Below are 17,924 nucleotides of genomic sequence, written 5' to 3' on the forward strand. Positions count from 1 at the left end.
GTGCCCGCGGGCGCAGCGCGGCCCCGGCACGAACCCCTCACCCGGGCAGCGGGCCCGCCTCGGGCAGGACCTGCTCGCACCAGATGGTCTTGCCCTGGCGGGCGTGACGGGTGCCCCAGCGCTGGGTGAGCTGGGCGACCAGCAGCAGGCCGCGTCCACCCTCGTCGAAGATCCGGGCCCGGCGCAGATGCGGAGCGGTGCCGCTGGCGTCGGAGACCTCGCAGATGACCGTCCGGTCGTGGATGAGCCGCAGCTGGATGGGGGGCTGGCCGTACCGGATGGCGTTGGTGACCAGCTCACTCACCACCAGCTCGGTCACGAAGCAGATCTCCTCGAGACCCCACTCCTCCAGCAGGCGAGCGGTCCGGGCGCGGATCCGGGCCACCTCGGCCGGATCCGCGGCGATGTCCCAGGTGGCGACCCGCGCCTTGTCCAGGCCGTGCGGCCGGACCAGCAGCAGTGCGGCGTCGTCGGCCGGGGGCTCGGGCAACAGGGACTTGAGCACGTCGTCACAGAGCGTTTCCAGCGACTCGCACGGCTCGGTCAGCGCTTGGCGCAGCTCTTCCAGCCCCGCGTCCAGATCACGCTGCCGGGACTCGATCAGACCGTCGGTGTAGAAGGCGAGCAGACTGCCCTCCTCCACCTCCACCTCCACCGTCTCGAACGGCACGCCGCCGACACCGAGCGGTGGCCCGGCGGGCAGATCGAGAAAACCGGCGCTGCCGTCCGGGGCCACGACGACGGGCACCGGATGGCCGGCACAGGCCAGGGCGCAGCGCCCGGCCACCGGGTCGTACACCGCGTACAGGCAGGTGGTCCCGATACCGTCGGCGCCTCCGAGCGCCAGACCGGCGTCGTCGGCGGCGCCCGACTCCGCGGACAGCCGGTTCACCAGGTCGTCCAGCCGGGTGAGCAGCTCCTCGGGGGTCGGATCGACATCGGCGAGGGTGCGCACGGCCGTACGCAGCCTGCCCATGGCGGCGGCGGCGTGGATACCGTGTCCGACCACGTCCCCGACCACCAGCGCGACCCGGGCGCCGGAGAGTTCGATCACGTCGAACCAGTCGCCGCCCACCCCGGCGCGGGGTGCCGCGGGCAGATACCGGTAGGCGGCCGACACCGCCGAGTGCTCGGGCAGCTGCTGCGGCAGCAGACTGCTCTGCAGGGTGCGAGCGATCTCGTACTGGCTCTCCAGCGCCGCGGCCTTCTCGATGCTCGCGGAGGCCAGCTGGGCGAGCTGGACGAGGATCGCCTCGTCGTCGGCCGTGAAGTCGCCGCCGTCCTCCTTGTCCGAGAGCTGGATCAGCCCCAGGTTGCGGCTGTCGGAGGCGATCAGCGGGACGGCCAGCCAGCCGCGCATCGGCGGATGCTCCGCGGCGTAGGAGCCGAAGCCCCGCCAGGCCGCATGGGCTTCCAGTTGGTCCTGGGTCATCCGCATCGGCCGGTTGTCCCTGCAGACCAGGACGTAGATGCCTTCTCCGACCGGGGGCGCGTCGAAGAAGCGGTATCCGGCGTACTTGTCCGACAGGGAGACCGCGTTGATCGCCTGGGCCCAGCGGAGGTTCGTGGTCATGCTGGTGACCGACTGGTGTGCGCCCACCAGCGCTCTGGCCTCCTCGGTGACCGTCTGGAGGGCACAGTCCAACGACGGCGCGGCATTGATCCGCATACCGGCCCGGGCCAGGTCCTGCAACTGCCGGGAACGCCTGCGCTCGGCCGCCGCGGCAGCCGCGGCCTGCTCATAGAGCCGACCACGTTCGGCCGCGTCCAGCCGCAACCGGACCTCGCTCATCACCGAGGCGCCCAGTTGCTCCAGGGCGCGCTCCTGCTCCGGGTGCCACAGCCTCGGCCTGGTGTCGAGCACGCACAGCGCGCCGATCGGCAGCTCCCCCAGAAGCAGCGGCACACCCAGGTACGCGCGCATGCCGGTGGCGGCGACCGCGGGGTCGGCCCGGTGCGCGGAGTCGTCCTGGACGTCGTCGATGACCAGCGGCCGGCCCGAGGCCACCACCTCGGAGCAGAAACCCCAGTCGAGCCGCTCCTGCTCCCCCTGCCCCTGCCCCTGTACGCCCGTACCGGTCCCGCCCCGTACGGCCGTACCGGTCCCGCCCCGGACGAACTGCCGGTCCGTCCCGACCAGGCTGATCAGCGCCATGTCGGCGTCCAGCAGCCGGACGGCCAGGCCCACGGACCGGGCGAAGGCGCCCTCGCTCAGCCCGTCGACCGCGCGGACGGCATCCACCGCGGCCAGCCGTGCGGGGTCACGCAGCACCGCGGCAGGGTTCGGCGGTATGTCCGCCCTACGGAGCTCGGTCATCATCCCTCCGCTCCCGCTGTGCGAGTACACACCCCGCCTGGATCCGTGGCACAGGACCTCCACCCGAGACCGCCAGGTCTCCCCAAGGTCTCGCACACGCCCTCACGGCTTCCACCGCTGCCCGGATGTTCTTACCGGAAAGCCACCTTTGCCCGACTTCAAAAATACGCCGACCGACCGCGGCGGCGAACCCCGGCGGGGAGGGCCGCGGGCCTCGGCAACGAGGTCTCTCGGCGACCGAAGACCTTGCCGGACGCAACAGCCACACCGGCCCTCCCACAGAGGATGTGGGAGCGGGGACGGAACCGCCGCACACCGTTTCCGGTGCCGGTTTTCCCGTCCCCGCCCGCCGGACCGGACGTGTCCGTTGGCCGAGCATCCGGCTTTCCACATGACCCGATGGCTCGGGCGAGGTGTTCGCCGACCTGGCCGGCGAACACCACATCGTCATGGCTGGTCCGGTCAGCGCCCCGCGGAGGCCGTCTCACCGGCTGAGCCGACACCCTGACCCTGGACCTCCAGCTTCGACGACCGCAGGACCGCCGCCTTCCCTGTCGCGACCCGAGCCCTCACCGAGGGAACCCGGCTGCGCTCAGGAAAAATCGCGGACAAGGTCCCCGAGGCCGCCTCCCGCGTCCAGGCCCTCCTCGCCGAACACCTCAAGACCTACGACATCCAGGACCTGACCGCGATCCGCCGCATCGCCGACGTCGTCGCCTACGGGGAACGTCGCCTACGGGGAACACTGGGAAGCGCCGGCCCGGCCTGCAGCACGACGTGCTGCGGCAGACGATCGGTGGGGAACTGGACCGACTGGCGTCCTGACGTACCCGGGCCCCGACCAGACCGGTCTTCCGCAAGGACGGGGACGACGCCGGCCTCGAAGTCGGGTCCGCGCTTGGAGCCGTGTTCGGCCGCGGGCCTCTCAGCAAGGTGGCGCCTCTTGTTCTGAGCAACAAAAAAGCCCGGTCAGAGACTGTCTGACCGGGCCTTTCCAGAGCCCCCTGTCGGATTCGAACCGACGACCTACGCATTACAAGTGCGTTGCTCTGGCCGGACTGAGCTAAGGAGGCATCGCGCACTACGACGCCGTACGCGGAGGGCTGTTCCACTCTACACAGAGCGCGTTTCACCCGGCCACGAAGTTCCTCGCCTCGCGCACGCCCCAGCGACCGGGGCGTACCCGTCCGTGCACCCGCCGCTCTGCCGCCGTCGAAAATTTTCACGAGGTCCACGTGGCCTGGGCTACTGACAGAAGAGGTGAACGCCGGGTACCGTCCTGTGCCAGTTCACCTGTGTGGACTACACCACCACAACGGAATCACCCGTAGTGGCACCACCTTCCACAACGGATCGTCCGGCACGTTCCTGCCGGTAGAAGGGGGCCCATTCGCCATGGCCACTGTTCAGTTCGACAAGGCGACCCGGATCTACCCGGGTACCGAGAAGCCCGCCGTCGACGCGCTGGAGATCGACATCGAGGACGGCGAGTTCCTCGTCCTGGTCGGCCCGTCCGGTTGCGGCAAGTCCACCTCGCTGCGGATGCTCGCGGGGCTCGAGGACGTCAACTCCGGGGCCATCCGGATCGGTGACCGCGATGTCACCCACCTGCCGCCGAAGGACCGGGACATCGCCATGGTGTTCCAGAACTACGCGCTGTACCCGCACATGTCGGTCGCCGACAACATGGGCTTCGCGCTCAAGATCGCCGGTGTGAACAAGGCGGAGATCCGGCAGAAGGTCGAGGAGGCCGCGAAGATCCTCGACCTGACCGAGTACCTGGACCGCAAGCCGAAGGCGCTCTCCGGTGGTCAGCGTCAGCGTGTCGCCATGGGCCGCGCGATCGTGCGTGAGCCGCAGGTGTTCCTCATGGACGAGCCGCTGTCCAACCTGGACGCCAAGCTCCGTGTGTCCACCCGTACGCAGATCGCCTCGCTGCAGCGCCGGCTCGGCATCACCACCGTCTACGTCACCCACGACCAGGTCGAGGCCATGACGATGGGCGACCGCGTGGCGGTGCTCAAGGACGGTCTGCTGCAGCAGGTCGACTCGCCGCGCAACATGTACGACAAGCCCGCCAACCTCTTCGTGGCCGGCCTCATCGGCTCCCCGGCGATGAACCTGGTCGAGGTGCCGATCACCGACGGCGGTGTGAAGTTCGGCAACAGCGTGGTGCCGGTCAACCGGGACGCTCTGAAGTCCGCCGCCGACAGGGGTGACCGCACGGTGACGGTGGGCGTCCGGCCCGAGCACTTCGACGTGGTCGAGCTGGGCGGCGGCGGTGCGGCCGCCTCGCTGTCGAAGGACACCGAGGACGCCCCGGCCGGCCTCGCCGTCTCCGTGAACGTCGTCGAGGAGCTCGGCGCCGACGGGTACGTCTACGGCACCGCCGAGGTCAGCGGCGAGCAGAAGGACCTGGTGGTCCGCGTCAACGGGCGCCAGGTCCCGGAGAAGGGCTCCACGCTGCACGTCGTGCCGCGGCCGGGCGAGACCCACGTGTTCTCGACCTCCACGGGTGAGCGTCTGACGGACTGACGCCTCCGCGAGTGGCGTCCTGAGGCTGAAACCTCGGGACACTTCCGGGTGATTCACCCGGGTTGACGGGAAAGGGCCCCGCGACCTGCCGCGGGGCCCTTTCCCGTGCCCCCGCAACTCCCCGGCGGGCGGGACATTTCGAGCACATTTCGAGCAGCTTGCGTCAACACGTCGCCAGGGAAGTCGGGGTTGACGCCCCTCGAAAAGGTGACTAAATGTCGCCAAATCATTACCAGCGGCTACTCTGCCTGGCGTGAAGCACTCCACCACCCACCCCACGCGACGCGGCCGGGGCCCCGCCCGGCGGATCGGCCGTTCGCTCGCCCTCGTCCTGCCCGTCGTCCTGGTGCTCTCCGGGACCCTCGCGGTCACCCGGGTCAACTGGTCGGGGAGCCCCTCCCACTCGATGCTCACCGCGTCGGACACGGTGGCGGCCGGAGCCCCGGCGCACGCCCGCTCCCGCGCCCCGCAGGACGTGCTGCGCGACCAGCTGCTGACCGAGCTGCAGGACAAGGACCCGGGCGTCGTCCTCACCCACCTCCAGCAGGCGGTCAACGGCCGTCCGTCCCTGGCCGAGCACTGCGCCTCCATCGCCCGCACCCTGGGCCGCGCCGCCACCAACATCTACGGCCCCGCTCGCGCCCAGTCCTACGCCCGCCCGGTCTGCGACACGTCCTTCGCCTCCGGCGTCCAGTCCGCGCACAACTGACGGCCCGACGGGCCAGGCACGGTCGGCACCCTCCGGGCCGGAGCAGGACGGATTCCCTCCGGCCAGGGGCACGTCCGGTCCCTCGGTGACCAAAAGGGCGCGGCGGGGTCCTCCGGTGCAACTGCGGTGACCCGGCTCGCATTCGGCCCGCATCCGCTCCACGGGCGGCCCGGGCGCGCGGCCGCCCGGGCCGCCTCGGCCCCCAGCGTGCGACCAGCCGTCGGCCGGCCGACTGCGTGCGGCCCGGTCGACGCCGGACACCCCCCGCCCCGGGTGGGGACCGGCACGTACAGTTCGGGCATGACCCATCCGAATGCGGCGTCCCGCCCCACCCAAGCCGTGATCCTGGCCGGAGGCCAGGGGTCGCGGCTGCGTCCTTACACCGATGACCGGCCCAAGCCGATGGTCGAGATCCCCGGCACGGGCACCCCGATCATCGGTCACCAGCTCGGCTGGCTCGCCGAGGAGGGTGTGACGGACGTGGTGGTCTCCTGCGGCCACCTCGCCGAGGTCCTGCAGAAGTGGCTGAAGTCGGCGGACCTGCCGACCCGCGTCACCACCGTCGTGGAGGACGAGCCCCTGGGCCGTGGCGGCGGCCTGAAGTTCGCCGCCGCCCACCTCCCCCACCCGGACGAGCCCTGGTACGCCACCAACGGTGACATCTGGACCCGGTTCTCGCTGCGTGACATGGCCGACTTCCACACCGAGCGCGACGCGGTCGCCACGCTCGCGCTGGCCCGCCCGCGGATTCCCTGGGGCGCCGTGCAGACGGACGGCTTCGGGCACATCACGGACTTCATCGAGGCCCCGCCGTCGACCTTCGAGATCAACGCGGGCGTCTACGTCTTCTCACCCGGGTTCGCCGCCCTGCTCCCGGAGCGCGGCGACCACGAGCGCACCACGTTCCCGCGTCTGGCCCGGGAACGCCGGCTGGCCGGCTTCCCGATTCCGCAGGGCGCGTACTGGCGTGCCATCGACACCGCGAAGGACCTCACGGAGGCCGCGAAGGAGCTGTCGGCGCTGGGCAGGTGAGCCCGGCCCGGCCCAGCCCACCGCGTCCCGGCCCGCATGCGCACGACGACGGGGTCCCGCACGCTCGGCTGATCCGAGCTGCGCGGGACCCCGTCGTCGTCACGGCGATCCGGTGCCGTGCCGGCTATCCCAGCAGGCCGCCCACCAGTCCCGGCTGGCCGGAGGACGAGCTGCCGCCGCCGGATCCGGCGGATCCGGCGGATCCGCCGGGGCTGCCGCTGGAGCCGCCGCTGCCGCCGGTCGTGGTGCCGCCGGAGGTCGGGCCCGAGCTGGTGCTGGGTGCCTGCCGGGCCGGGGCGGAGTGACGCGGCGGGGTCTGGCCGGTGCCCTGGGTCTCGCTGGGCGCGCCGCTGGTCGCGGTGGTGCTCTCGCGGGTCTCGCCGGGTGTGGTGGAGGGGCCCTCGGACGGGCTTGCCGAGGAACCCTCCTGCCGGGCCGGCGAGGCGGGCGCCGACGGCTGCTTCTGCTGCCGCTCACCCGGCTTCCGGGGCAGCGGTGAGCCGGGCTGCTCGTTGCGCGGGGCTTCGCCGGGTCCGGGTACGACCACGCGGTCGGCGTCGCGTACGGCGCCGCCGAGCAGCGAACCGACCAGCAGGGTGAGGCCGGTGACGACGACCGTGAGCAGGGCGCCGCGGCGCAGGACGAACTGGCGCAGTTCCCAGATGTCGGAGCGCGGGCCGAGCCGTCGCCAGGCGAGGGCGGCGAGGCGGCCGTCGACGGAGTAGACGGGGGCCCCGGCGATGACCAGCGGGGACCAGGCGGCGAGGTAGACGATGTCCGGGGCGTCGTAGACGGGGGCGGTCTTCCAGCTGACGGTGACGATGAGCGCGGCCGACAGCAGTGCGCCGATCGCCGCGGCGACCCGCTGCCAGCAGCCCAGGATCGTGAGGACTCCGACGATGACCTGGAGGAAGGCGATGGCGAGTCCGGAGCCGACGGGGTGGTGGAGGGCGAACTGGCGCAGTGGTTCGGCGGCTTCCCAGGGGTGCAGGGTGTTGAGCCACTTGACCATGGAGCCGCGTGTGCCGCCGTCGAAGTAGAGCGGGTCGCAGAGCTTGCTCATGCCGGCGTAGAGGGAGACGCCGCCGAGGAAGACGCGCAGCGGGAGCAGTACGACGCCGAGGTTCATGCGGCGGCCGGGGTAATAAGCGTGCCGGGAGGGGTCGTCGGCGTGCCGCCTGCCGGACCGGGGCGTGTGCTCGGCGACCGCGTCCTGCGCGTCGTAGTCGCCGTACTCCCTGTACTCGTCGTATCCGCCGTACGGGTCGTCCGCGAAGTCGGCTTCGCCGTACGGCGGTTGGCCGTACCCCGTGCCGCCGTACCTGGTGTCGCCGTGCCCTGTGCCGCCGTGCCCCGCGTATCCGTACGCCGGCTCCTCGTACGCGCTGCCCGCGGTCCGCATGGGCGGCAGCAGCCGGGTCTCTCCGGGAGCGGGCGGGCGCGGGGCGCCGACGACGGGGGTGACGACGGGGGTTTCGACGGTCTCGTCGAGGTCGGCGCAGGTGTCGGCGCGGTAGCCCGGGATGGTGTCGATGCGCGGGATGACCTGCGTGGCCGTGGCGTCGGCGGGCGTCTCGTCGGCGTACCGGACGCTTCCGCTGCGCACGGCCTGCAGCAGCCGGTGGGCGCCGGTGTCGTCGGGTGCGGACCTGCCGCTCCAGACGACCGGGCGGCGGGGCGGGGCGGCCCCGGCCCAGCCCGCCGCGCCGGCGACGGACGTGTGGGCGGCGTACTGGGCGCCGCTCGGGTGCCAGGCGGTCCGCGGGGACAGGGCGCGCCGTGAGGAAGCGCCCAGCCGCACGCGGAAGCTGGCGTGGTTGACGATGACCTGCGCCGGATCGCTCGGCACCTTCACCATGCTCAGCGCGGGAGCGTCGTCGTATCCCGACGAGCGGTCCCCCGTGGGTGTGCGGGGTGTTCTGGTGTCCACACTCATCTAACCGAGTGATGAGCTGTTAGGACACTGCCTTGACGCGTCGGATCTGTCCGGACCGCGTCAAGGGGGTGCCGGGCGCCCGGTCACGCGCGCCTGCGCGCCGCCTCGTAGAGCACGATCCCGGCCGCCACACCGGCGTTGAGCGACTCCGCCCCGCCCGGCATCGGGATGCGTACCCGGATGTCGCAGGTCTCGCCGACCAGCCGGGACAGGCCCTTGCCCTCGCTGCCGACGACGATGACGACGGGGCCGTCCAGGGCGTCCAGGTCGCCGAGTTCGACGTCGCCGTCCGCGGCGAGGCCGACGACGGTGACACCGGCCTTCTGGTACGTCTCCAGGGCGCGCGTCAGGTTGGTGGCCCGGGCGACGGGCGTACGGGCGGCCGTGCCTGCGGAGGTCTTCCAGGCGCCGGCGGTCATGCCGGCCGCGCGCCGCTCGGGGACGACCACGCCGTGCCCGCCGAAGGCGGAGACGGAGCGGACGACCGCGCCGAGGTTGCGCGGGTCGGTCACCCCGTCGAGGGCGACGATGAGCGGGTCCTCGCCGGCGTCGTGGGCGGCGTCGGTGAGGTCCTCGGGGTGGGCGTACTCGTAGGGCGGGACCTGGAGGACGAGGCCCTGGTGGTTGAGCCCGTTGGTCATCCGGTCGAGTTCGGGGCGCGGGGCCTCCATGAGGTTGATGCCGCCGCGTTCGGCCGCGAGCCGGAGTGCCTCGCGGACCCGTTCGTCGTTGTCGATGAACTGCTGGACGTAGAGCGTGGAGGCGGGCACGCCCTCGCGCAGCGCCTCGACGACCGGGTTGCGTCCGACGACGAGCTCGGAGGAGGAGCGGCCCGAGCCGCGCCGCTGCGGCGGGCGGCCCTGGGCACGGCGGACCTTGGCCTGTGCGGCGCGCTGCTTGGGGTGGCCCTTGCGCATCTCGGCGGGGGGTGTGGGGCCCTTGCCCTCCAGGGCTCGGCGCCGCTTGCCGCCACTGCCGATCTGCGCGCCCTTCTTGCCGGACATGCGGCGGTTGTTCCCGGCCATGACCTACCTGTCTGTCGAAAGCGTCGTACGTCTTTGAAGCGTACGTCCATGAAGTGTGCCGCCCGTGGGGCCGGGCGGCACAGTCGGTCCTCGGTGCGCGCGGGGCTCAGTGTGAGCCGAGGCTCCAGCGGGGGCCCTCCGGGCTGTCCTCGATGACCAGGCCGGACTGGTTGAGCTGGTCGCGGAGGGCGTCGGCGGTGGGCCAGTCCTTGCGGGCGCGGGCGGCCTCGCGCTGGTCCAGGACCATGCGGACCAGGGTGTCGACCACGCCGTGGAGGTCCTCGCCGCGGTCGCCGTTCTCTCCGGCCCAGTGCTCGTCGAGGGGGTCGAGGCCGAGGACGCCGAGCATGGCGCGCACCTCGGCGAGGCGGGCCACGGCGGCTTCCTTGTCGTCGGCGGCGAGGGCGCTGTTGCCCTGGCGGACGGTGGTGTGGACGACGGCGAGCGCCTGGGGGACGCCGAGGTCGTCGTCCATGGCCTCGGCGAAGGCGGGCGGGACCTGGTCGGCGGGTTCGACGGGGCCGGCCTTCTCCACCACGCGCTGGATAAAGCCCTCGATGCGGGCGAAGGCGGACTCGGCCTCGCGCAGGGACTCCTCGCTGTACTCGATCATCGAGCGGTAGTGCGGGGTGCCGAGGTAGTAGCGCAGCACGATGGGCCGCCAGTGCCTGACCATCTCGGAGACGAGCACGCTGTTGCCGAGCGACTTGGACATCTTGTCGCCGGCCATGGTCACCCAGGCGTTGTGCACCCAGTACTGGGCGAAGTCGTCGCCGTAGGCCTTGGCCTGGGCGATCTCGTTCTCGTGGTGGGGGAAGATCAGGTCCAGGCCGCCGCCGTGGATGTCGAAGGCGGAGCCGAGGTACTTGTGGGCCATGGCGCTGCACTCCAGGTGCCAGCCCGGCCGGCCGTCGCCCCAGGGGGTGGGCCAGGTGGGCTCGCCGGGCTTGGCGGCCTTCCACATGGCGAAGTCCCGCGGGTCGCGCTTGCCGGTCTCGCCGGCGCCGGCGGGCTGCTGGAGGTTGTCCAGCTCCTGCCGGGACAGCTGGAGGTAGCCGGGGAAGGAACGCACGTCGAAGTAGACGTTGCCGTCGGCGGCGTAGGCGTGGCCGCGCTCGATGAGGCCCTGCATCATCTCGATCATCTCCGGCACGTGGCCGGTGGCGCGGGGCTCGTAGGTGGGCGGCAGGCAGCCGAGGGCGGCGTAGCCGTCGTTGAAGGCGCGCTCGTTGTCGTAGCCGATCGCCCACCAGGGGCGGTGCTGCTCGTGCGCCTTGGCGATGATCTTGTCGTCGATGTCGGTGACGTTGCGGATGAACGTCACCTCGTAGCCGCGGTGGGTGAACCAGCGGCGCATGATGTCGAAGTTCAGCCCCGAGCGGATGTGCCCGATGTGCGGGGCCGCCTGCACGGTGGCACCGCACAGGTAGATCGAGACACAGCCCGGCTTGAGCGGGGTGAAGTCACGGATCTGCCGGGCGCTGGTGTCGTACAGGCGAATAGTCACGCCTCCAGGGTAGTGGGCCGCGGGGAGTGCCCCGCACTCATTCCCGCGTACCCGCCGCGCGTGCGTGACTTCAGCCGGTCGGCGACCGGTCGTCACAACCTCCCGGCGACCCTCCGCGGCCTGACGCGTACGACCACCCGGTCGGCGTCCTGGGCCGAGGAGGGGTTGAATTCCGCGTATTTCTTGCCGGTGTACTTCAGGGACAGTTCGTCGATGAGTTCCCGGGCGCCCTTGGTGGTGAGTTCGGCGGTGCCGCGGATCTCGGCGTACTCGTAGGGCGACTCGGGATCCATGACGACGATGCTCACGCGGGGGTCGCGGTCGAGGTTCAGCTTCTTGCGGCGGTCGGCGGTGGTGGAGATGAGGAGGTCGTCGCCGTCCCGCTTCACCCAGACCGGGGACAGCTGCGGGCTGCCGTCGGGCTGGAGGGTGCCGACGACGACGAAGACGGGGCCGTCGAGCAGTGACTTGATCCGGTCGGACAGGACGGCGGGCATGGGGGCACCTCCGTGAGCCGGGGCAATGGTGGCCTACGCGGGTACCCTCGCACGCCCTCAGCCCACCCGCACCACGAGCGCCGTGGCCACCGCCATCAGGCCCTCGCCCCGGCCGGGGAAGCCCAGCCCGTCGGTGGTGGCGCCGGAGACGGTGACCGGCGCGCCGGCCGCCTCGGAGAGGATCTTCTGGGCCTCCTCGCGCCGCTTGCCGATCTTCGGCCGGGGGCCGACGACCTGTACGGCGACGTTGCCGATCCGGAAGCCCGCCGCGCGGACGATCCGTGCGGCCTCCGTCAGCAGCGTGACCCCGGACGCGCCCGACCATTCGGGGCGCCCGGTGCCGAAGTGCTGTCCGAGGTCGCCGAGGCCGGCGGCGGAGAACAGCGCGTTGCACGCGGCGTGCGCGACGACGTCGGCGTCGGAGTGTCCGGCGAGGCCGGGTCCCTCGCCCTCCCACTTCAGGCCCGCGCACCACAGTTCGCGGCCGTCCTCGAAGGCGTGGATGTCGGTGCCGATGCCGACCTGGGGCAGCAGGGGTGCGTCAGAAGCCATCGTTGAGCCTCCGGCGGGCCAGGACCGCCTCCGCGAGGATCAGGTCCAGCGGGCGGGTGACCTTGAACGCCTCCTCGTCGCCGGGTACGGCCACGACCCGTTCGCCGAGCTGTTCGACCATGCTCGCGTCGTCGGTGACGTCGTCGGTGACCGTCCCGTGGGCACGGATCAGTGTCGCCCGGTCGAAGCCCTGCGGGGTCTGTACGGCCCGCAGCCGCGACCGGTCGGGCGTGGCGACGACCGGTTCGGGCGCGCCCGCCACCAAAGCGGGCTCGACCTGCTTGACGGTGTCCGCGAGCGGCAGTGCCGGTACGACGGCGACGGCTCCGTCCCGTACGGCCTCGATGACCGCGTCGACGGTGTCCACCGGCACCAGCGGGCGGGCCGCGTCGTGCACGAGGACGATCTCGTGGCCGGGCGGCAGCGCGTCCAGGCCGAGCTTCACCGACTCCTGGCGGGTCTCGCCGCCGGGTACGACGAGGACGTCGGTCCTCTCGGGCAGGGCGTGGGCGTCCAGCAGCGACTTGACCTCGGCGGTGTCGTCGGGCGGGGCGACGACGACGACGAGGGACACGGCGCGGGAGGCGGCCATGGCCCGTACCGCGTGGACGAGCATGGGTGTGCCGCCCAGGGTGCGCAGGGCCTTGGGGGCGCCCGGGCCGAGGCGTACGCCCCGGCCGGCGGCCGGGATCACGGCGGCGACGGGAGTGCCTGGCCGGCCACCCGTGAGCGAAGGGCGCGAATCGTCAGACATCGGTTCCTGTCAGGTTTGTGTGCCGGTCGGGCTTGGGTATGGCCTGGGAGGTACCCCCCGTTGGGGGGAGTGCCGGGCGCGAGGCCTTGACCGGACCCTTCCGTGACCCTGGTCGAGCCGACTGTCCGGGCCCGGCACACAGTACCGGGGGATGCCTCCCCCGCCGTACGGCATGGACGTGACCCGTGTGGGTATGCACCCGGGATGCACACGGGTGTGGACATGCCGCAGCGCCCGGCGACGTGTATCGCGTCATCGGGCACCGCGGCATTTCATGTGCTGAACTGAGGCGGGTGTGGGTGTCGCCTCGCGTCAGGAGATCGCCTCGTGTCAGGAGGCGAGAACCTCGTCGAGCAGGGCCTCGGCCTTGTCCTCGTTGGTGTTCTCCGCGAGGGCGAGCTCGCTCACCAGGATCTGGCGGGCCTTGGCGAGCATGCGCTTCTCACCGGCGGAGAGTCCGCGCTCACGCTCGCGACGCCACAGGTCGCGCACGACTTCCGCGACCTTGATGACATCGCCGGAGGCGAGCTTCTCCAGATTTGCCTTGTAGCGACGCGACCAGTTCGTGGGCTCCTCGGCGTACGGAGCGCGCAGCACCTCGAAGACCCGCTCCAGCCCGTCCTGACCGACCACATCACGCACGCCGACGAACTCCGCATTGTCCGCTGGCACACGCACTGTCAGGTCACCCTGGGCGACCTTCAGCACCAAGTAGGTCTTGTCCACGCCTTTGATCTGGCGAGTTTCGATGGCCTCGATCAGCGCGGCCCCGTGATGGGGATAGACCACGGTGTCGCCAACCTTGAACGTCATGTGACAGGTACCCCTTCCGTGGCTATCCAGGGTAACACGGATACGGCGTCTTCTGAATGGCGTTTTCGCAGGTCAGGGCATATCTCGGGGCTTGACAACAGCGACAGGAACGTGCTTCGGAAGGGTCACGGGGGCCAAGAGGAGGCGGGTATTCGCAGGTCGGAGGGGCTCTTCACGGGGGGTGAAACGCGTACGTTACACACTTCCGGCGGCCCGTCCAAACGGCCGAACATCCCGTTTTGTCTGGTTCCCGGCGCTCGACTTTCGCTACTCCGTTCGGTGCGGCCCGGTGAGTCCCGGCCGAATCCGGAATTGATCACGGCCTTCGTCGCATCGGCCGACCGGGCGACCGGTGATCAATTCTCGCCGCCGCCCGCATTCCTTCGCCGGAAATCCGCGCAAGACCGGAGGCGGACTATGCGGACGGGCTCTTATGCGAATGGCGGACGAGCGCGCGGCCAATGTGCGGCCGGCCCCGCGCCGGGCCGCCCCGCGGTCGGATTCCAGGCCGCGGGGGGTGCTGTGCCGAACGGGTGCCCGGGTGCCCCGGGGGGCACAGAGGCGGGTCGGGTGCGGCCCCGTGGAAGCGGCTCGGTAGCCTAAGGCCGCTGACAGATACTTAGGGTGGCTTTATTCACAGAGCCACCCCTGCGTTAAAGGAGTTGCCGCCGCCGTGAGCAGCAGCCTTCGACGCGGCGCCCTCGCCGCCGCCGCCCTCGCGATCTCGATCGCCTCGCTCGCCGCGTGCGCCGCCGGCCACGACGCGCAGACGCTCCAGATCAGGCCCGACAACGCGGCCACGAGCGTCGGCCCGATCAAGGTCCAGAACGCGGTGGTCGTCACCCAGCCCGGCACCCGGACCGAGGGGCCGGCCGTGGTCATCGCGACCCTCTTCAACACCGGCAAGACCGACCAGACGCTGGACGCGATCAGCGTCGAGGGCGACGGCACCGCCCAGATCACCCCCGCCCAGGGCTCGGGCAAGCTGACCATCCCCGCGCACGGCTCCGTGATCATCGGCGGCAAGGGCAACGCCTCCGCCGCGCTGCCCAACCCCGGCTCCGGGCTGAAGGACGGCAACGCCCAGAAGGTCACCTTCACCTTCAGCCAGACCGGTGACGTGAGCCTGCGCGCCCTCGTCGTCCCGGCCGAGGGCGACTTCGACAAGTGGGGCCCGAGCAACATCCCGGCAGCCCCGGGCGACGAGGCCTCCCCGTCGGCTGCCGGCCGCTGAGACCCGCGCCGTACGCCACAAGGGCGGCACCCTCCGCACGGAGGGTGCCGCCCTTGTCGTGGCCCGTGGAAACCCGGAGCTCACGGCTCGAACTTGTACCCCAGCCCCCGCACCGTCACCAGGTACCGCGGCGCACCCGGATCCGGCTCGATCTTCGCCCGCAACCGCTTGACGTGAACATCGAGGGTCTTGGTGTCGCCCACGTAGTCGGCGCCCCAGACGCGGTCGATGAGCTGCATACGGGTCAGCACGCGCCCGGCGTTGCGCAGCAACATCTCCAGCAGGTCGAACTCCTTCAGCGGCAGGTCGATCTTGGAGCCGGAGACGGTCACGACGTGCCGGTCGACGTCCATGCGGACCGGGCCGGCCTCCAGCGCGGCCGGGACGGCCTCCTCCGGCTCGCCGCGCCGGCGCAGCACCGCGCGGATACGGGCCACCAGCTCGCGGGAGGAGAACGGCTTGGTGACGTAGTCGTCCGCGCCTATCTCCAGGCCGACGACCTTGTCGATCTCACTGTCCTTGGCGGTCACCATGATCACGGGGACGTTGGAGCGGCCGCGCAGCTGGCGGCACACCTCCGTGCCGGGCAGGCCCGGCAGCATCAGGTCGAGGAGGACGAGGTCGGCGCCGTTGCGCTCGAACTCGTCGAGTCCGTCGGGCCCGGTGGCCGCGACGGCGACCTCGAAGCCCTCCTTGCGGAGCATGTACGACAGGGCGTCGGAGAAGGACTCCTCGTCCTCGACGACGAGCACTCGGGTCACGGAAGGACCTCCGGAGCAGGAAGCGGTTCGTAACGGGTTGGTTCGGTCGTGGACTGCCCGGCCTCCTCGTCGAGGACGGGGTGTTGCTGTGCGTGGTCCCGGTCACGGGCCTCGCGGGCCGCGGCCGCCTCCGGCAGCCGCAGGGTGAAGGTGGAGCCCTGTCCCTCGGCGCTCCACACCGCGATCTCCCCGCCGTGCGAGGCGACCACGTGCTTCACGATCGACAGGCCCAGGCCGGTGCCTCCCGTGGCACGGGAGCGGGCCGGGTCGACGCGGTAGAAGCGCTCGAAGATGCGCTCCTTGTCCTTGTCGGAGATGCCGATGCCCTGGTCGGTGACGGCGATCTCGATCACGTCCCCACCGGGCGCGTTCACCCGGCGGGCGGCGATGCCGACGCGGGTGCGGACCGGGGAGTAGTTGACGGCGTTCTCCACGAGGTTGCCGAGGGCGGCGGCGAGCTGGCCGCGGTTGCCCCACACCCGCAGGTCGGCGGTGCCCGCCCGTCTCCCACCACCACCCTCAGAGGAAGGCCCTTCGGGCCCCTGTATTGCGGCGGCCATGGTGATCTGCTTGGTGCCGGCCTGGTGGCGGCAGCGGTCGATGGCCTCGGCGACCAGCCGGTCCACGCGGACGGGCTCGGAGTCCTCCAGCGGGTCGTCGTTCTGCACCCGGGACAGGTCGATGAGCTCCTGCACCAGGCTGGTCAGCCGGGTCGCCTCGATCTGCATGCGCCCGGCGAAGCGCTCCACGGCCTCGGGGTCGTCGGAGGCGTCCATCACGGCCTCGGAGAGCAGGGAGAGCGCGCCGACGGGCGTCTTCAGCTCATGGCTGACGTTGGCGACGAAGTCGCGTCGCACGGCTTCGATACGGCGGGCCTCGGTGAGGTCCTCGACGAGCAGCAGGACCAGGCGGGAGCCCAGCGGCGCGACGCGCGCGGAGACGGCGAGGGCCTCGCCGCGTCCGGTGCCGCGCCGGGGCAGGTCCAGCTCGACCTGCCGTATCTCCCCGTCCCTCCGGGTGTCCCGGGCCATCTGGAGCATCGGCTCCACGGAGAGCTCGCCGCCGCGGACCAGCCCGAGGGCGTACGCGGCGGAGCTGGCCTTGACCACGGCGTCGGTCTCGTCGAGGACGACGGCGGAGGAGCGCAGGACCGACAGGACGGTGTCCACACCCGGTGGAAGCACCGGGCCGGTGTTCAGGGAGGTGCGAGTCGGACTCTTCAGCTCGCGCTCGCTCCAGCGGAACGCCAGCATGGCGATGACGCCGGTGAGTACTCCGGCGATCGCCGCCGCTGCGGCGACCGCCGCGTTCAGGTCCATGCGTCCAGGTTAGGCATGGGGTACGACATGCCCACAGCCGTCCGGGTGCGAGCTCGAACACTCGTCGCCCAGAGTTCACCTCGGGGCCAGTAATGGTTCATTTGGGGTGACGGAAACGGACGCGTTGGGCCCGGAACGTTGAGGTTGAGAGCGTGGGGTACGAGCCCCCTGCAAGCCCCCTACGAGCCCCTTGCAAGCCTCCGAAGAACACAGAAGAAGATATAGGAGAGGGAACCCTGATGCGGGACGCGTACCACGAGGAACTTGATTCGATCGGCGACGGTCTGGTGGAGATGGCCCGGCTGGTCGGGTCGGCGATCGGGCGCGCCACGACCGCCATACTCGACGCCGACCTGAAGCTGGCCGAGAGCGTGATCGAGGCCGACCAGAAGGTCGACGACCTCCAGCACGACCTGGAGGCCCGGGCCATCACCCTGCTGGCCCGCCAGCAGCCGGTGGCGACGGACCTCAGGATCGTCGTCACCTCCCTGCGGATGTCCGCCGACCTGGAGCGCTCGGGCGACCTCGCCCAGCACGTGGCCAAGCTCGCCCGGCTGCGCTTCCCGGAGCGCGCGGTCCCGCAGGACCTGCACGCCACCATCCTGGAGATGGGCCAGCTCGCGCAGCGCCTGATGGCGAAGGCGGCCGAGGTGATCGTGACCAAGGACGTCGACCTGGCGCTGCAGCTGGAGCAGGACGACGACGAGATGGACCTGCTGCACCGCACCCTCTTCACGCACCTGATCGACGGCCGCTGGAAGCACGGCATCGAGACGGCGGTGGACGTCACCCTGCTCGGCCGCTACTACGAGCGCTACGCCGACCACGCGGTGGCGGTGGCGAAGCGGGTGGTGTACCTGGTGACGGGCGAGCACGCGGACGAGCTGCAGCAGCAGGACATCCAGCCGGTGACGGGGGCGGAGGGCGCGTGAC

14 protein-coding genes, 1 tRNA gene and 1 pseudogene are annotated in these 17,924 nt (G+C 71.4%); 5 read left to right on the plus strand and 11 right to left on the minus strand.

Annotated features, from left to right (window positions below):
* Nucleotides 1–37: 37 nt before the first annotated feature.
* Together DEP02_RS05745 and DEP02_RS05750 are read right to left on the minus strand one after the other, a co-directional pair.
* Nucleotides 38–2,317, minus strand: coding sequence for a SpoIIE family protein phosphatase (locus DEP02_RS05745; RefSeq protein WP_198668298.1), 2,280 nt, complete (start codon nucleotides 2,315–2,317; stop codon nucleotides 38–40).
* A 998-nt stretch (nucleotides 2,318–3,315) separates the two neighbouring features.
* Nucleotides 3,316–3,390 (minus strand) — tRNA-Thr (locus DEP02_RS05750).
* 322 nt (nucleotides 3,391–3,712) lie between these two features.
* On the opposite strand from DEP02_RS05750, the gene DEP02_RS05755 reads away from it, so the two are divergent.
* From DEP02_RS05755 to DEP02_RS05765, 3 genes are all read left to right on the plus strand, one after another.
* Nucleotides 3,713–4,852 carry an ABC transporter ATP-binding protein gene (locus DEP02_RS05755; protein ID WP_112466240.1) on the plus strand — a complete coding sequence of 380 codons (1,140 nt, stop codon included), beginning with the start codon at nucleotides 3,713–3,715 and terminating at the stop codon, nucleotides 4,850–4,852.
* A 253-nt stretch (nucleotides 4,853–5,105) separates the two neighbouring features.
* The gene (locus DEP02_RS05760) at nucleotides 5,106–5,561 is read left to right on the plus strand and encodes a hypothetical protein (RefSeq protein WP_112466241.1); all 456 of its coding nucleotides are present in this window, start codon (nucleotides 5,106–5,108) and stop codon (nucleotides 5,559–5,561) included.
* Nucleotides 5,562–5,861: 300 nt separating this feature from the next.
* The gene (locus tag DEP02_RS05765; protein WP_112466242.1) at nucleotides 5,862–6,593 is read left to right on the plus strand and encodes a nucleotidyltransferase family protein; all 732 of its coding nucleotides are present in this window, start codon (nucleotides 5,862–5,864) and stop codon (nucleotides 6,591–6,593) included.
* A 124-nt stretch (nucleotides 6,594–6,717) separates the two neighbouring features.
* Here the strand turns inward: DEP02_RS05765 and DEP02_RS05770 are convergent, their stop codons facing one another.
* The 7 genes from DEP02_RS05770 to DEP02_RS05805 all read right to left on the minus strand — a co-directional run bounded on the left by DEP02_RS05770 (nucleotide 6,718) and on the right by DEP02_RS05805 (nucleotide 13,677).
* Complete coding sequence (locus tag DEP02_RS05770) at nucleotides 6,718–8,529, minus strand: DoxX family protein (RefSeq protein ID WP_112466243.1); 1,812 nt, start codon at nucleotides 8,527–8,529, stop codon at nucleotides 6,718–6,720.
* 83 nt (nucleotides 8,530–8,612) lie between these two features.
* On the minus strand, nucleotides 8,613–9,554 hold the full coding sequence (gene rlmB, locus DEP02_RS05775; protein ID WP_112466244.1) for a 23S rRNA (guanosine(2251)-2'-O)-methyltransferase RlmB: 942 nt from the start codon (nucleotides 9,552–9,554) through the stop codon (nucleotides 8,613–8,615).
* 106 nt (nucleotides 9,555–9,660) lie between these two features.
* On the minus strand, nucleotides 9,661–11,061 hold the full coding sequence (gene cysS, locus DEP02_RS05780) for a cysteine--tRNA ligase (RefSeq protein ID WP_112466245.1): 1,401 nt from the start codon (nucleotides 11,059–11,061) through the stop codon (nucleotides 9,661–9,663).
* Nucleotides 11,062–11,153: 92 nt separating this feature from the next.
* Nucleotides 11,154–11,558, minus strand: a complete 405-nt coding sequence (locus DEP02_RS05785; RefSeq protein WP_112466246.1) for a PPOX class F420-dependent oxidoreductase — start codon at nucleotides 11,556–11,558, stop codon at nucleotides 11,154–11,156.
* 57 nt (nucleotides 11,559–11,615) lie between these two features.
* Nucleotides 11,616–12,110 carry a 2-C-methyl-D-erythritol 2,4-cyclodiphosphate synthase gene (gene ispF, locus DEP02_RS05790; protein WP_112466247.1) on the minus strand — a complete coding sequence of 165 codons (495 nt, stop codon included), beginning with the start codon at nucleotides 12,108–12,110 and terminating at the stop codon, nucleotides 11,616–11,618.
* Nucleotides 12,100–12,864 carry a 2-C-methyl-D-erythritol 4-phosphate cytidylyltransferase gene (gene ispD, locus DEP02_RS05795; RefSeq protein WP_112466248.1) on the minus strand — a complete coding sequence of 255 codons (765 nt, stop codon included), beginning with the start codon at nucleotides 12,862–12,864 and terminating at the stop codon, nucleotides 12,100–12,102. Before ispD ends, ispF begins: the two co-directional genes overlap by 11 nt.
* Nucleotides 12,865–13,194: 330 nt before the next feature.
* A complete protein-coding gene (locus DEP02_RS05805) occupies nucleotides 13,195–13,677 on the minus strand; it encodes a CarD family transcriptional regulator (protein ID WP_050374646.1) in 483 nt (160 codons plus the stop codon).
* A 673-nt stretch (nucleotides 13,678–14,350) separates the two neighbouring features.
* Between DEP02_RS05805 and DEP02_RS05815 the strand changes: the two are divergent.
* Nucleotides 14,351–14,899 (plus strand): annotated as a pseudogene (locus DEP02_RS05815) (copper chaperone PCu(A)C domain-containing protein); the annotation flags it as partial.
* A 92-nt stretch (nucleotides 14,900–14,991) separates the two neighbouring features.
* Here DEP02_RS05815 and phoP read toward each other — a convergent pair.
* Both phoP and phoR read right to left on the minus strand, forming a co-directional pair.
* Nucleotides 14,992–15,663 (minus strand): two-component system response regulator PhoP, encoded by a 672-nt coding sequence (gene phoP / locus DEP02_RS05820; RefSeq protein WP_500298826.1) that lies wholly within the window; start codon nucleotides 15,661–15,663, stop codon nucleotides 14,992–14,994.
* A gap of 5 nt (nucleotides 15,664–15,668) precedes the next feature.
* Nucleotides 15,669–16,991 carry a two-component system sensor histidine kinase PhoR gene (gene phoR, locus DEP02_RS05825; RefSeq protein WP_112466250.1) on the minus strand — a complete coding sequence of 441 codons (1,323 nt, stop codon included), beginning with the start codon at nucleotides 16,989–16,991 and terminating at the stop codon, nucleotides 15,669–15,671.
* A gap of 239 nt (nucleotides 16,992–17,230) precedes the next feature.
* Between phoR and phoU the strand changes: the two genes are divergently transcribed.
* Entirely contained in the window at nucleotides 17,231–17,923 is a 693-nt protein-coding gene (gene phoU / locus DEP02_RS05830; RefSeq protein WP_112466251.1) for a phosphate signaling complex protein PhoU, read from the plus strand.
* Nucleotide 17,924 lies beyond the last annotated feature (1 nt).

It is taken from the genome of Streptomyces triticisoli (assembly GCF_003270085.1).
GTDB classification, from domain to species: domain Bacteria; phylum Actinomycetota; class Actinomycetes; order Streptomycetales; family Streptomycetaceae; genus Streptomyces; species Streptomyces triticisoli.

What these genes read in the sequence shown, in the direction of transcription:
- DEP02_RS05745 (WP_198668298.1), bottom strand. Translation starts at nt 2,317, where the DNA reads ATGACCGAGCTCCGTAGGGCGGACATACCGCCGAACCCTGCCGCGGTG.
- DEP02_RS05755 (WP_112466240.1), top strand. Translation starts at nt 3,713, where the DNA reads ATGGCCACTGTTCAGTTCGACAAGGCGACCCGGATCTACCCGGGTACC.
- DEP02_RS05765 (WP_112466242.1), top strand. Translation starts at nt 5,862, where the DNA reads ATGACCCATCCGAATGCGGCGTCCCGCCCCACCCAAGCCGTGATCCTG.
- DEP02_RS05770 (WP_112466243.1), bottom strand. Translation starts at nt 8,529, where the DNA reads ATGAGTGTGGACACCAGAACACCCCGCACACCCACGGGGGACCGCTCG.
- rlmB (WP_112466244.1), bottom strand. Translation starts at nt 9,554, where the DNA reads ATGGCCGGGAACAACCGCCGCATGTCCGGCAAGAAGGGCGCGCAGATC.
- DEP02_RS05785 (WP_112466246.1), bottom strand. Translation starts at nt 11,558, where the DNA reads ATGCCCGCCGTCCTGTCCGACCGGATCAAGTCACTGCTCGACGGCCCC.
- ispF (WP_112466247.1), bottom strand. Translation starts at nt 12,110, where the DNA reads ATGGCTTCTGACGCACCCCTGCTGCCCCAGGTCGGCATCGGCACCGAC.
- ispD (WP_112466248.1), bottom strand. Translation starts at nt 12,864, where the DNA reads ATGTCTGACGATTCGCGCCCTTCGCTCACGGGTGGCCGGCCAGGCACT.
- DEP02_RS05805 (WP_050374646.1), bottom strand. Translation starts at nt 13,677, where the DNA reads ATGACGTTCAAGGTTGGCGACACCGTGGTCTATCCCCATCACGGGGCC.
- phoR (WP_112466250.1), bottom strand. Translation starts at nt 16,991, where the DNA reads ATGGACCTGAACGCGGCGGTCGCCGCAGCGGCGGCGATCGCCGGAGTA.
- phoU (WP_112466251.1), top strand. Translation starts at nt 17,231, where the DNA reads ATGCGGGACGCGTACCACGAGGAACTTGATTCGATCGGCGACGGTCTG.